This is a genomic window from Paenibacillus sp. JJ1722 (assembly GCF_048282685.1).
GTDB lineage: Bacteria > Bacillota > Bacilli > Paenibacillales > Paenibacillaceae > Paenibacillus > Paenibacillus polymyxa_B.
Map to the genome: position 1 here is coordinate 3,437,015 of NZ_CP182500.1, position 13,761 is coordinate 3,450,775.

At 48.3% G+C, this 13,761-nt stretch carries 11 protein-coding genes; 2 read left to right on the forward strand and 9 right to left on the reverse strand.

The annotated features are described in order from the left end of the window. Positions 1-39: 39 nt before the first annotated feature. From mutS to ACM1ND_RS15300, 4 genes are all read right to left on the reverse strand, one after another. The gene (gene mutS, locus ACM1ND_RS15285; protein ID WP_028540707.1) at positions 40-2,859 is read right to left on the reverse strand and encodes a DNA mismatch repair protein MutS; all 2,820 of its coding nucleotides are present in this window, start codon (positions 2,857-2,859) and stop codon (positions 40-42) included. 110 nt (positions 2,860-2,969) lie between these two features. After that, on the reverse strand, positions 2,970-4,205 hold the full coding sequence (locus tag ACM1ND_RS15290; protein WP_418026267.1) for a putative amidoligase domain-containing protein: 1,236 nt from the start codon (positions 4,203-4,205) through the stop codon (positions 2,970-2,972). A gap of 132 nt (positions 4,206-4,337) precedes the next feature. After that, complete coding sequence (locus ACM1ND_RS15295; protein ID WP_013310588.1) at positions 4,338-4,895, reverse strand: outer spore coat protein CotE; 558 nt, start codon at positions 4,893-4,895, stop codon at positions 4,338-4,340. 126 nt (positions 4,896-5,021) lie between these two features. After that, positions 5,022-5,918, reverse strand: a complete 897-nt coding sequence (locus ACM1ND_RS15300) for a LysR family transcriptional regulator (RefSeq protein ID WP_069080296.1) — start codon at positions 5,916-5,918, stop codon at positions 5,022-5,024. Positions 5,919-6,033: 115 nt separating this feature from the next. Between ACM1ND_RS15300 and ACM1ND_RS15305 the strand changes: the two genes are divergently transcribed. Then, entirely contained in the window at positions 6,034-7,350 is a 1,317-nt protein-coding gene (locus tag ACM1ND_RS15305; RefSeq protein ID WP_418026269.1) for an amino acid permease, read from the forward strand. A gap of 21 nt (positions 7,351-7,371) precedes the next feature. On the opposite strand, the gene ACM1ND_RS15310 is transcribed toward ACM1ND_RS15305, so the two are convergent. The 5 genes from ACM1ND_RS15310 to ACM1ND_RS15330 all read right to left on the reverse strand — a co-directional run bounded on the left by ACM1ND_RS15310 (position 7,372) and on the right by ACM1ND_RS15330 (position 12,852). Beyond that, complete coding sequence (locus ACM1ND_RS15310) at positions 7,372-8,328, reverse strand: aromatic acid exporter family protein (RefSeq protein WP_023989050.1); 957 nt, start codon at positions 8,326-8,328, stop codon at positions 7,372-7,374. Between the two features lie 117 nt (positions 8,329-8,445). Then, on the reverse strand, positions 8,446-9,279 hold the full coding sequence (locus ACM1ND_RS15315) for an ABC transporter permease (RefSeq protein WP_023989051.1): 834 nt from the start codon (positions 9,277-9,279) through the stop codon (positions 8,446-8,448). Between the two features lie 8 nt (positions 9,280-9,287). Further along, positions 9,288-10,100, reverse strand: coding sequence for an ABC transporter ATP-binding protein (locus ACM1ND_RS15320; protein ID WP_418026270.1), 813 nt, complete (start codon positions 10,098-10,100; stop codon positions 9,288-9,290). Continuing rightward, a complete protein-coding gene (locus ACM1ND_RS15325) occupies positions 10,097-11,188 on the reverse strand; it encodes an ABC transporter substrate-binding protein (protein ID WP_418026272.1) in 1,092 nt (363 codons plus the stop codon). Before ACM1ND_RS15325 ends, ACM1ND_RS15320 begins: the two co-directional genes overlap by 4 nt. A gap of 146 nt (positions 11,189-11,334) precedes the next feature. Further along, a complete protein-coding gene (locus ACM1ND_RS15330) occupies positions 11,335-12,852 on the reverse strand; it encodes a carboxypeptidase M32 (RefSeq protein WP_068942662.1) in 1,518 nt (505 codons plus the stop codon). A 173-nt stretch (positions 12,853-13,025) separates the two neighbouring features. Between ACM1ND_RS15330 and ACM1ND_RS15335 the strand changes: the two genes are divergently transcribed. Next, positions 13,026-13,589 carry a beta-class carbonic anhydrase gene (locus ACM1ND_RS15335; RefSeq protein ID WP_418026273.1) on the forward strand — a complete coding sequence of 188 codons (564 nt, stop codon included), beginning with the start codon at positions 13,026-13,028 and terminating at the stop codon, positions 13,587-13,589. Positions 13,590-13,761: the final 172 nt, after the last annotated feature.

Sequence of the window (13,761 nt, forward strand, 5' to 3'; positions counted from 1 at the left end):
AAGTGTGATGAAAAATAAGAATAATGTCACTTATTTTAACTACAGGCCATTGGCCTTGTTTTTAAGATCATTTAATAGCTGCATTGCCTGTAAAGGAGTCATATTCATGACATCAGCATTTTTCACCTTGCGCAAAATTTGGCGCACAATCGGATTAGCCTCTACTGTCTCTGCGTGTGGCTTGGAGGCGGCAAGCTCCTGCTCTCCGAAAATGGACAGCTGTACCACTTCGGTTGCTCCTTGCTCCAACGTGCTGGAAGTTTCCACCGTCTGCAGAGTATCTTCTTTTACCAGGGTGGCCTGCTGTGATAAAGACTGAGCTGATGATGCAGTTTCTCCGCTTTCTCGCAATGTCTGGCCTGAATTATATTCGGTCAAAGAAGAAATATCTTCTGTCCCTGAAACTGTACGAAGATCAGTCCCTTCCTTCCCTCCTACTACTGTCTCGGTACCTGCCGTTACTTGAGCCGCTGCCTGTTCAAAACCATTCAGCAGTCCATTCGCTCGCTCAATAATGTTATTGGGCAAACCTGCAAGCCGAGCACAATAAATACCATAGCTACTGCTAGCCGCTCCCGGTATGAGCTTGCGCAAGAAATTCACCTTGTCGCCGCTTTCCTGCACGGCCATAGAGTAATTTCGCAGCGAAGACAGGCCTTGCTCCAAATGTGCCAGCTCATGGAAATGCGTGGATACCAGCGCCTTACAGCCAATCGTGTCATGGACAAATTCGATGACTGCCTGTGCAATTGCCATTCCTTCACTGGTGGACGTACCTCGTCCCAGTTCATCAATAATGATCAAGCTTCGCGGAGTTGCCTTGTCCGTCATTACTTGGATATCTGCCATTTCGACCATAAACGTACTCTGCCCGCCGATGAGATCATCCGCCGCGCCGATCCGTGTGAAAATGCGATCCAGCATTGGCACCTTGGCACGTGCAGCAGGGACAAAGCAGCCAATTTGAGCCATAATCGCAATAAGCGCAACCTGACGCATATACGTACTTTTCCCAGCCATGTTCGGCCCAGTGATAAGTAGAATATGCGCATCGGCTTCCTCCAACACCGTGCTGTTTGCGATAAAACCGCCATCTTTCATTACAGCTTCCACCACGGGATGGCGACCCTGCTCCACTACGAAATCATATCCTGTAGTCAGCTCAGGTTTCACGAATCCCCGTTCCGAGCTAACCGAAGCCAGCGACTGATACACGTCAATTTCAGCCACTTGTTCTGCCAGCTTTTGCAAACGTGGAATTTCAGCGTTCAGTTTACTGCGAAGCTCGGAGAAAAGCGTGTACTCCAGATCAACCATTTTATCCTCGGCTTCCAGAATTAGAGATTCCTTTTCCTTCAACTCCGGTGTAATATACCGTTCCGCATTCGCCAACGTCTGTTTGCGTTCATATCGACCTTCTGGTAATGAAGCCAAATTGGATTTGGTCACCTCGATATAATAACCAAATACTTTGTTGTATCCAATCTTAAGTGACCGAATGCCGGTTGCTGCACGTTCCTTGGCCTCTAGCTCAGCGATCCAACGCTTACCGTTCACACTCGCCTCGCGCAGTTCGTCCAGACGCTGATGGTAGCCTTCCTTAATAAGACCTCCATCCCTTACGGAAATCGGCGGTTCATCCGCCACCGCTTCCTCAATCAACGCACACAGGTCTGTACAGCTATCCAGCGTTTGTGCAATTCGTCTCAGCGTCTTCGAAGGAGATTCAGCGCACAATTCGCGTAAAGACGGAATTCGGGCCAGCGACAGCTTGAGAGCGATCAGATCACGTGCATTAGCACTACCAAAGGCGATCCGCCCAACTAGACGCTCCAGATCGTAAATCTCTTTAAGCTGAGCACGTACATCCTCTCGGAAAATAAATTGGTGGTATAGCTTGTCCACCGCCTCCAAGCGCTCCTCAATAAGATTGCTGCTCAACAGCGGCTTGTCAATCCAACGACGCAACAGACGCGCTCCCATGGAAGTCTCTGTGCGATCCAACAGCCACAGCAGCGAGCCTTTCTTTGAGCGTTCACGTACCGTCTCCACCAGTTCCAGATTCCTGCGGGTAAATGGATCCAGAATCATAAAATGGTTTGGCTCATATACCGAGATTTGGGTCAATTGGCCTAACGATCTTTTTTGCGTTTCATTCAAATAGGAAATCAGGCGCGATACGCACCGTCTACGTTCCTCCGTAAGCCTTGCCCATGTGGCTTCGCCAAATTGATCCCGAACCAGATCATCCTTGGATTTGTCCCAAGCCGTATACACAACGCGCCGTCCAACGGGGGACATACGGGATGTCACAAAATCGAGCAGATGACCATCCCCCAACATTTCGGAAGGCTCATAAATGTTAATTTCATCTAGTAGCCATTCTTTCGAATCAGGCACAGAGGTCACATACAATTCACCTGTTGACAAGTCGCACGCCGCAAGTGCCAGCATCCCGTCCGTCTCTGTGACACATACCATATAGTTGTTGGATTTGTCACCCAGCACCTTGCCTTCCATTACCGTACCCGGGGTCACAACGCGGACAATATCCCGCCGCACCATCCCCTTCGTAGCTGAGGCTTCCTCCATTTGCTCACAGATGGCCACTTTATAACCCTTCTCAATGAGGCGCTGTATGTAATTTTCCGCTGAATGATAAGGCACGCCGCACATCGGAATTTTTTCCGTGGCGCCACCCTCACGACCCGTAAGTGTAATTTCCAGCTCCTTGGATGCAAGAATTGCATCATCGAAAAACATCTCGTAAAAATCTCCCAGGCGGAAAAACAAAAATGCATCTTTAGCCTGCTCTTTTATGGATAAATACTGCTCAATCATCGGTGTATATTTGGACATACCGTTTACTAACCCCCACACTTTGTTCCGTTTAAACTTATAATTATCTCTCATTATATCAAAAATGACAGTCGATAACATGAAACCATTCCTGGTGTCGACACTTGATTTTACGTAAGCTTCCAATACGGGCGCAAATCCCGTGATTCATCCCACTGTTTCCCCTTGCGGAGGCTGTCCAGCAATGGCGCTACATAAGCTTCATATTGCGAGTATATTTCCAGTGAAACCATGTCCAAAATAAGAGGTTCCATATACTCCTTAAGGACAAGTTGATTTCCTTCATAAAAGGCTCTGTGAGCCTCCTCCTCACCCAGCGGCCTACGTTGCAAACGCGGATATTGAGAGGCAATGAGAAACGCCATTCCAATCACACCTTTCGCCAGCTGTGGCGAGATAAGAAAACTGGGCAGTGTACGATATTCAAAGCCTCCATACGACTGACGGCGAAAATCACCTAAATTGCCATAATGCGGTCTGCGTCGAGCCGCACGCTTGTCTTCCAGTAGCGCCAAAGGCAGTGCCAAATAGTTATCTAGTGCCCGAAGCATGGCACCGTTTAGCGAAACCCCGCTGAAATGCAGATGTCCGCCCAGCGGAAAACCCGGTTGCGGCATCCCCCCTGCCTGCCAGATGAGTGTGCGGTCGGCAATGCGCCGGGCTGCTGTTGCAAAAGCTTGACGCAGGTGCTTCAGCAGATGGGCCGGATCTCCACTCGGCGCAGGGCGAAGCTCAGCGACTGGATACAGTGTTCGTCCTCGACGAGTAACAGCATCGCAGCCGGCTATGCCGAGACGACCCAAATATCTTGAGGCCGGAACGACCCGTCCCTCGGGCATACGAACCAGCACAAATTCAGGGTCCATTCCGATGAGCAGTCGATCTCTTCCTCGTTGCGCTGAAAGATTCTCACTCTCAACATCCCCTTCGCGCGCAGCAATTTCATATAACGTGGCCAAACGTCTATCGTTCAGCCATGGCTGTGCCGAGATTTCGCGCACCTGACAGCTGCGCTCCCCCAGCGGCGTCAGTACCACCTCACCACTGTCCAAACCCAGTGTGTACAACGCTCGTACAGCCAGCCGCTCCATCCGGACATAGAGCGGTGAATGTTGATCCAGTTCAGACAGATCGTATGCGCGGACTTTGGAAGGGCCTTCGATGGCACGTCTACGAATTTCCAACACTCGCAGTAGATGGATTTGCACCGCGTAGCCTATCGCAAAATCTGCTATACTACTATCCATCCACTGCACCGCTATGCCTGAACGCTCCAGTCTACGCTTTTTTTCATCATTTGGCATCTGTCTGAAGCGTATGAGCGCCTGTCCCGGCTGCTGCATCATATTCCCCCCTACGGACTACGTACGGATTTCAACCCAATTTCAACCCACAATAACAAAAAAGGAGGGCCTTTGCCCCCTGCGCAGAATCAGCCGGCGCAAAGAGTAAAGCGGCCCTCTTTTTGGTTACTTCTGTCAGAGCTCGTCGTCAATGAGGTCGGGGTCGAGCTCCTCATAGTCCCCCTCTTCCGCTCCAAAATCAAAGTCTTTGTCAAAATCATCGCTGCTACCATTCGGGAATACTTCTACAACAATCTTCGTTTCCGCCACCAGCTCCACCGCAAATTCCCGCTCGACCCGGATCATTACGCTGCCACCTCCAGAAGACACACTGGCCTCGACGCAACTCGGCTCCTGTGTAGCTTCGGCGGATACTTCCACTGTAGACGCCCGGTGCTTCGGATCAAGATACGAGAGCGGCACATTTTCCACGTACGACACCGTTTCCTTGGCCACATCGGTCTGCGAGTTTTTATCGTATGAGTACCAAATATTGATATCATACGTCCCGACGACCTCAATGCCGTCCCCCGCCGCCACAGCTTCATACTGGTGGTTAATAATCCATGCCCCTAAAATGCTCGTCGGATTATTCGGCGGAGTTACGGTATGGGTTACGGTAGAGAATCTGCGACCTTTACCACAGATCGCTTTGGTAATAATCTCTCTACGATTTTTATGACTTAATGCCATTCTTGAACCTCCTCCATACAATCAATCATTCCATACATATGTATGCAGGTTGTGGGCGAATGTTGAGTGAATAGGCGAAAAGGAAAAAATATTATTTGTATAAGCATATGCCGCGATGGCTTGAACTCATGCACGCCAATGTGTTACATGCTGCTCAACGATCTGTAAAAATTCACTAAGAGCCGGGGATTTCCACTTTTTCGTGTGATAGGCGACCTGAGTAGCCACCTGCTGTTCACTGTCATCCCAGGCTAAACGCGCCATTTTACCTTCTCGCAGCTCGTTTTGTACCGTTACCAGCGGAAGCAGCGCGATACCCAATCCAGCCATGACACACTGCTTGATGGCTTCAATACTCCAAAATTCCAGGCTAGGGTCTGAAAAAATACCGTGTTTATTCAAATACTGCTCAAAAAGGATACGGTACGTACATCCTGCCTCCGTATGCAAAATGGTTTCGTCTTTCAAGTCAGCAGGCTCTACCCGGGTATAGGTAACCAGCGAATGCTTAAGTGGAGCAACCAAGGCCATCGGCTCATGAATAAGCGTGGTGACATTCAGTTCTCTATCCTCCGTCTCAGGCTGAAGCAAAAAAGCCAAATCCAGCTCACCGGAGCGGATCAAATCGCGTAATTCCCAGCATTCGCCGGGTTTAAGGACAATTTTAACCTTCGGATACCGTTCTCTGTACTCACGGATCAGACTCGGTAGACGAAAAGCGGCCAGAGACTCTGGTGCTCCTATTTTCAGCGTGCCTGCCAATTCCGTTTCTGAACGAAGCGCATCCTTGGCCATAGCATGCATCTTGGAAATTTCCTGCGCATAGGGCAGCAAACGTCGTCCAGCATCCGTCAGCATGATTTTTTTGCCAATGCGATCAAAAAGCGGCGTACCCAACTCTGCCTCCAGCGTTTGAATTTGAGCAGTGATACTCGACTGTGCATAATCCAGTATACGCGCTGCTCGCGTAAAACTGCCTGCCTCAACTACATTTAAAAAGGTAAACAAATGCCGCGATTCCATAATCCGCTCCTTCAATCGGTTTTTCCGATGCAAGCAATCGTTATATTCCGTTTTTCCGATAGATTGATTATCTGATAAGCTGGAGAAAATAACAAGAGAAAGAAGGCTTTTCTGCATGACAAATGAAAGTAAACTTCAATCCACCATTGGTCTTCCACAGGCCATTGCACTCTATATCGGAGCTGTACTGGGTTCGGGGATATTGATTGTGCCTGGACTTGCCGCCCAAATGGCGGGACCGGCATCGCTGCTGGCATGGGGCTTTATGACCCTGCTCATCCTGCCAATGGCACTTTCCATGGGTCTTCTATCCGCCAAATTTCCGAATGCGGGAGGGGTATCGCATTTTGTCACGTTGGCCTTTTCACCACGTGCTGGTGCTTATATCGGGTGGTTTTTTCTCATGTCGGTTCCGATTGGGGCACCTGTTGCCGCACTCACTGGAGCTGGCTATATGACCGCAGCCATGGGCTGGGGAGAGGAAAGCCGCATGATGTTAGCCGCTGCTATGTTGGCGGTGGGCCTGATCATCAATTGGATCGGCATGAAGGTCGCGGGACGTATTCAGATCGCTGTCGTCATAGCTATCGTTGCCGTCCTCATATTCGCCATTGCCGCAGCACTTCCTCAGATGGAAACAGTCCATTTCACCCCGTTTGTTCCACATGGCTGGTTCCCTGTCGGTCAAGCGGCCGCGATTCTGTTCTGGTGCTTCATCGGTTGGGAGGCTGTGTCCCATATGTCAGAGGAATTCACCAATCCCCAGAGAGCAGCCGTTAAAGGCGTGACCATTGCAGCCGTCATTGTTGGTTTGCTTTATTTCTTAACTGCGCTGGCTACTGTGGGCACACAAAGTTACCTTGCAGGGGATTCGGATGCTTCGCTCGTATGGGTGATTAGTCGGGCTATCGGGCCATGGGGCGCGATAATTGCAGGCTTGACGGGTATCTTTATTTGTACCGCTACTATTATTGCTTATGTTGGTGCCGCTTCACGTGTCGCTTATGCTTTATCCCGGCAAGGACAGGCCTTTCGCTGGATGGGCATGTTATCCCAACGATTCCATACCCCTATCGGTGGCATTGCTTTTCTTAGCGTCTGCTTCGTGATCATTATGGTGTTGTACGGTAGTGGTACTGTTTCACTCACTAACCTGATCCAGTTCCCGAACGCCACCTTTATTCTGACCTATCTAGGCGGTTGTGCAGCAGGAATTAAGCTTCTGCGTGGTAGTCGCTGGGGCGTTGCCATTAGTTGGATATCGTTCATCTCTACGGCGATCGTTTTCCCCTTTGTCGGATGGGCTATGCTGTACCCTTGCCTGATCACCGCTGTCTTATGGATCACAGACCGAATTCGGCACAAACGGACTTTGAGTCATCCGACTTCTACCATCACTGAACAAGAAAAGGCTACTGTCCGTCATGGATAGTAGCCGCTTAAGGCCTTTACTCTAATTTTTCACTGGAGTAGGGGCCTTGTCCTTTTTCGCAATTTTCAAATACTGATGAAGCTCATGTGTAAGCTGCAATAATGCCGAACGAATCTCAAATTCCTCCCGGGTTGCGGGAAGCTCCATTGCTTTAAATTCTTCACGAACCTGCTCCAGCAGCTTCTCAGTCTGTCCCGTATAATGTCCAGCCAAAACGTCATTGCTAAGCTGGTCGAACAGCTCGGCCAGCAGCTTGGCCTGCGGCATATGCTGATACATTTGTGCGATCAACTGCATCATGTTTTGGATCGAATCCAGCTGCTCTTTTCGCATATAAAAATACACATTCCAGCCCTCTTGGGGACGAAGCATCTGATTTTCCAAGGAACGCCCCGCCTCAGTGACCCCTTTGGCTATCACGCTGTTCGCTTCAATAACTTCCTTGCCATCCCATATGTATGCTGGACTACGCAGCGTATTGGCCATATTTCTGAATATAACAGAAAAAGTCCGATCCACCTCCTGCCGAATTTGTTGCATTGTATTATCAGAACCCGGCATATAGGCTAAGTTGACAATCATCGCGGAACCCAGCCCAATCACTAGCAGAGCTAGCTGGGTCAGCAGTACTTCCATATCAATCACGCCGCCGCTGAATACGCGAAAAACCACGACCGAGCCGGTGACGATCCCTTCTTTAAAGCCCACCCGTACAATGACTGGAAACGCCGTTAAAATATATAATGCTAGTACCCAATCATGAAATCCGAATACCACAAACAAAACACAAGCAAAAAGAAGCCCCACGACGGATGCAAAAAATCTCGCCGAAATGGTACGGAGACTTCTCTTGCGTGTGACATCCACCCCCAAAATCGCTAAAAGCCCTGCTGAGGTGGCTCCATGAATGCCAAAACCCTCCGCAATAAGTACGGCCATTAATGCGGCAATAGCCGTTTTAATCGTACGAAAGCCCATGAAAAAATTCTGTCCTCTCTAGATGAAATCTGTTTCCACATTTTCATAAATATTAAGTATTTCATTTTCATGGTACTTTATTTTCACGTTTTACACAAATGTTCAGAAATTTTATTATTACCGATGAGGACGACCGGAAAGCAGACGATGCTCCACATACACGACCGCCTGATACATCAGTGTAGCTACGACAGCAATGATCAACAAACTGGACATAACCAGCGTGAAATTGAACACCTGAAAACCATAGATAATCAAATAGCCTAAGCCGTTTTTGGCCACCAGAAATTCACCAACTATCACGCCAACCCATGCCATACCGACATTCACTTTCAGCGTAGAGACGATTGCAGGAAAGGATGCAGGTAAAATCACCTTTTTAAACGTATCCCGGCGTGATCCGCCAAACGTACGAACCACTTTGATCAGATTCGAATCAACTTCCTGAAAGCTGTTGTATACGACTAGTGTCGTAATAATGACCGTAATGGAGAGGGTTGTCATTAGGATAGCAGTAAATCCCGCCCCAAACATGACGATAAAAATTGGACCTAGCGCCACCTTAGGCATACTGTTGAACACGACCATATAGGGATCAAGCACCCTCGACAAAAACGGTGACCACCAAATAAGTACAGCCAGCAACGTACCTAACAGTGTACCGAGTAAAAACCCCGCCATCGTTTCTCCCACGGTGACACCTACATGTCCCCATAATTCACCACTGACCGCATCCTTACCGATCTGGGTGAAAATTTTGCTCGGATAGCTGAACAACAGTACATCAATCCACTTCAAACGGCCTGCAATTTCCCATAGCACAAACAAAAGCAGTAAAATAGCTGTCTGTACACCTGTCACTAACCATCGCTGCGAACGCCTGCTGCGTAAATACGCCTGATGTAGTCCTTGAATCCAACGTTGCTCAAGCTGATCCGCTTCGTCCTTCATACGTTAACTCACTCCTTTGCTCCCGAAGCCTCCAGTTCACCCCATATTTCATGAAAAAGCTCATTAAAACCCGGCTGCTCGCGTGCATAAAAAGGCTGAGCTTTTCGGATGCAATCCGGAATCTCGAAGGTACGTCGGACATGACCAGGATTTCGACCCATCACTATAATCCGGTCACTGACCGCAATGGCCTCGGCCAAATCATGTGTGACTAAAATAGCCGTCTTTCTCCGCTCGCGCAAGGTTTCCGCAATCAGATCTTCCAGCTGTAGCTTGGTTTGATAATCCAGCGCGGAGAAAGGCTCATCCAGCAGCAGCAGCCCCGGATTGGTCGCCAGCGTCCGTACCAGCGCCACGCGCTGACGCATTCCCCCAGACAGCTGGGACGGATGCAGATGCTCCTTCCCTCCTAGACCCATGCCTTCCAGCAACAGCCGTGTCCGCTCACGCGTAGCTTCATCCACTCTGTTACCAAGTTCCAGACCCAACAATGCGTTATCCATTATCGTCCGCCACGGGAACAGATAATCCTGCTGCAGCATGTAACCGACCTCTGGACTCGGACCACTTACCGGCTGACCTTGCAACATGACTTGGCCTGCCGCTGGACGCAGTAGCCCCGCGATCATGGACAGGATCGTCGTTTTGCCGCAGCCGCTTGGACCAACCAAACTGACAAACTCCCCTGTCTCTACAGAAAAATCAATATTCTCAACCGCCAGCGAAGCTTCACGATCCGTTACATAGACATGCGTCACTTTCTCCATTCTCACCATCGGGATGGTCGCGTCCGAAGTGAGACCACTCCGTTCCTCCATCATGACGAACCTCCAGCATCGACACCTGCATCCGTAGATTCAGTTGTGTTCTTTTTCACAGGCGGTTCAGTATTCCCGGTAGAGTTTGATGAAATCGCTTGTTGTGCAAAGCTTGGGTTCACTAGCTTATCTAGTACAACCGGACTTTTAAGCTCCCCTGCCGAGGTCATGACATCCTGTAAGTTCTTCCATTCCTTTTCCTCAATCATCGGGTTCAAAGCATAGGTACTCTGTTCCTTATATCGTTTGATACTACTCGTCAAAACAGCTAAATCTGTATCTTTAAAATAGGGCGTGATTGCTTCAGCAATCTGTTCAGGTGAATGCGTAGCAATCCACTGTTGTGCCCGATATACAGCATTTGTAAATTTCTGTGCAACCTCGCTATTTGTGTTCAGGTAGCTTTGCTTAGCCATATATACCGTATACGGCAACTCGCCGCTCTCCACACCGATAGAGGCAACTACCCGTCCACGGCCTTCCTTTTCAAAAATAGATGCCTGTGGCTCAAACAGCTGCACATAATCCCCTGTACCGGAGCCGAAAGCAGAGGCAACATTAGCAAAATCAATATTTTGAATCAGCTTCAGATCCTTATGAGGATCAATGCCGTGTTTGCGAAGCGTAAATTCAAGTGACATTTGCGGCATTCCGCCCTTGCGTTGCCCCAAAAAGTTTTGTCCTCTCAGCTTTTCCCATTCAAAGCTATCCTGCGTTTGACGGGCAAATAAAAAGGTACCATCCTTCTGTGTCAGTTGGGCAAAATTAATGATAGGGTCCTCTGCTCCTTGCTGATACACATAAATAGATGTTTCCGCGCCGATCAGCGCGATATCTGCCTGATTGGACAATAACGCCGTCATCGCCTTGTCACCCCCGGGAATCGTTGCGAGTTGGACATCCAGTCCCTCCTGAGCAAACATCCCCTGGCTCAAGGCTACATACTGCGGCGCATAAAAGACCGTACGGGCTACCTCGCCCAGTCTGATCTCAATCGTCTGCTCCCCTCCTTTAGGGGTGCACCCACTGAGCAACAGTAATCCGAGTAGTGCCGCAGCCACCACAGCTTTGAAACGAGCGCCGTTTTTCATCCTTGTTCCCTCCCCACCTTTTTACATCGGTTGACTTCATATATTGTTATGCGACTGTCGTTATAATGGTTAATCGCACAAAAAAAACCCGCGTTCGCCTAGGAACGCGGGGTAGATGCATATATGATTATTTTATAGTTTCTAAATTACAGCTTGTATATGGAGGTATATTTCTCTTCCAGATAGTCGGCGAGATAATCCGGGTTCAGCTCCTCACCTGTAATGGCTACAATCAACTCGGATGGCGTCCGACTCTTGCCGTAACGGTAAATACGTTCGGTCAGCCATTGCTTGATCGGCTCAAGTTCCCCAGCAGCAATTAATTCATCCAGATTGGGCAACTCTTTGCGTAATGTCGCCAAAATTTGCGCTGCATACATATTGCCAAGCGAGTAGGAAGCAAAATAACCAAAATCACCACCGGACCAGTGAACGTCTTGAAGTACGCCCAGTCCGTCATTCGGTGGTAGAAGCCCCAGGTAGTCCTTATATTTCGCATTCCACACCTCGGGGAGACGCTTCACATCCAGCTTTTCATTAAACAGCATTTTTTCAATTTCATAACGGATAATGATATGTAAATTATATGTTAGCTCATCCGCTTCAATACGAATCAGTGAATTTTCCACACGGTTGACTGCCCGGTAGAATTGCTCTGCCGTAACCTTCGCCAAACGATCAGGAAAATGCTGTTGCAAATCATCGTAATACCGATCCCAAAAAGCACGACTGCGTCCGATTTTATTTTCCCACAAGCGCGACTGGGATTCATGAATCCCCATAGAGGTTCCTCCAGACAGTAGTGATCCTGCCAGCTCTGGAGCAATATTTTGTTCGTACAGCGCATGGCCTCCTTCATGCAACGAACTGAAAATAGCGCTGGTTACATCATCTTGCAGATAATGAGTTGTTATACGCACATCACCTGGATTTAATCCTGTTGCGAAAGGATGTACACTCTCATCCAAACGACCTGCGTCAAAGTCATACCCCATCTGTCCTAAAATGAACAGGCTGAACTTCTCCTGCTGCTTCACATCAAACACACCATCTAAAAAGCTCTTATCCGGCTGGTTCGATGAAGCCTGAATTTTAGACAATAGGGGCACAAGGCGCTTTTTGAGACGATCAAACACAGCATCCAGCTTTTCAACCGTCATCCCCGGCTCATATTGATCCAAAAGCGTGTCATACTCTGTATCCTTAACACCCCAGTAGCCGATAAACTCACGCTTCATGTCGACGATTTTAGACAAGTACGGTTCAAATCCGGCAAAATCGCTATGTTCCTTTGCGTCCTCCCACTTGCTCTCTGCCTGTGCTGCAAGAATGCTATACTCCCGATATCGGTCTGCCGGAACCGAACGATTCAGTTCATAATTTTTACGGCATTCCTCCACCAATCTGCGATCATTATCCTCCAGTTGCTTCAGCTTGTCTTCTGGGGCAAAAAATTGCAGCAATTGTCCCATTTCATCCGAGATCATCAGCTTGAACATTTCAGTGGACAGCATACCTAACGTCTCCGACCGAATGTCAACGCCCTTTCGCGGGGCACCAGTCCGTAAATCCCAGTGCAGCAGACCTACTGCTTCGCCATAACTACTAATTTTGTGTGCAAGCTCCTTTAAAGCCGTCAATTGATCCAACGTCTGTTGCGCCATATTTGAGGTCACCTCTTTAACTTAAAATGGTTAAAACTTTACAATACCTATACTTGATGATACTTATATTAAAAAGTATAATCAACACACAACATGTACGACCAGCTCCTAAGACCTGAAATAAACGTTGGGCTGTACATATCAAACTTTATAAGAACCTGGAGGGAACAATCGTGGATCACATCAAAGACATTTTCGAGTACAATCGTGTTTTCGTAGAAAACAAAGAATACGAGGCCTATAGAACGGGCAAGTTCCCCAATAAAAAAATGGTCATTATCACCTGTATGGATACACGGCTAACAGAGTTACTCCCTAAAGCCATGAACCTGCGTAATGGTGATGTGAAAATCATCAAAAATGCGGGTGCGATTATTTCACAGCCCTTTGGAAGCGTAATGCGCAGTGTACTAGTCGCCCTGTATGAGCTGGGAGCAGACGAAGTAGTGGTCGTGGGCCATTATGAATGCGGCATGGCTGCATTAAATGCAGACCACATGGTCAATGAAATGCTCGATCGCGGAATTTCTCAGGAAGTGCTGAATACATTAGAAAATTCAGGAATTAAGCTAAATAAATGGTTGAAAGGTTTTGACAACATTGAAGAAGGGGTAAGAACTACCGTGAAGCTTATTAAAAATCACCCGCTTCTCCCCCCTAATGCTCCCGTTCACGGCATGGTTATTCATCCAGATACAGGAGCGTTAACGCTTGTCGTTGACGGGAATGAACAGTAAATAGGATACGCTTCGGCAGAAAGTTACCAGGTAGTTTAAGCTCGTACATACGAGCTTAAACTACCCTTTTTTATGAAAAAAAACGCATATACGTGGAGAATGACAGGAGCCAATTTTGGCTAACCTGTGAACGACCTGTCTGAAAGTTGTCAAACCATACAGTTTCAGTGTA

Excerpts from the sequence above, each read along its gene's own strand:
- mutS (WP_028540707.1), bottom strand. The coding sequence starts at position 2,859 with ATGTCCAAATATACACCGATGATTGAGCAGTATTTATCCATAAAAGAG.
- ACM1ND_RS15290 (WP_418026267.1), bottom strand. The coding sequence starts at position 4,205 with ATGATGCAGCAGCCGGGACAGGCGCTCATACGCTTCAGACAGATGCCA.
- ACM1ND_RS15295 (WP_013310588.1), bottom strand. The coding sequence starts at position 4,895 with ATGGCATTAAGTCATAAAAATCGTAGAGAGATTATTACCAAAGCGATC.
- ACM1ND_RS15300 (WP_069080296.1), bottom strand. The coding sequence starts at position 5,918 with ATGGAATCGCGGCATTTGTTTACCTTTTTAAATGTAGTTGAGGCAGGC.
- ACM1ND_RS15305 (WP_418026269.1), top strand. The coding sequence starts at position 6,034 with ATGACAAATGAAAGTAAACTTCAATCCACCATTGGTCTTCCACAGGCC.
- ACM1ND_RS15310 (WP_023989050.1), bottom strand. The coding sequence starts at position 8,328 with ATGGGCTTTCGTACGATTAAAACGGCTATTGCCGCATTAATGGCCGTA.
- ACM1ND_RS15315 (WP_023989051.1), bottom strand. The coding sequence starts at position 9,279 with ATGAAGGACGAAGCGGATCAGCTTGAGCAACGTTGGATTCAAGGACTA.
- ACM1ND_RS15320 (WP_418026270.1), bottom strand. The coding sequence starts at position 10,100 with ATGATGGAGGAACGGAGTGGTCTCACTTCGGACGCGACCATCCCGATG.
- ACM1ND_RS15325 (WP_418026272.1), bottom strand. The coding sequence starts at position 11,188 with ATGAAAAACGGCGCTCGTTTCAAAGCTGTGGTGGCTGCGGCACTACTC.
- ACM1ND_RS15330 (WP_068942662.1), bottom strand. The coding sequence starts at position 12,852 with ATGGCGCAACAGACGTTGGATCAATTGACGGCTTTAAAGGAGCTTGCA.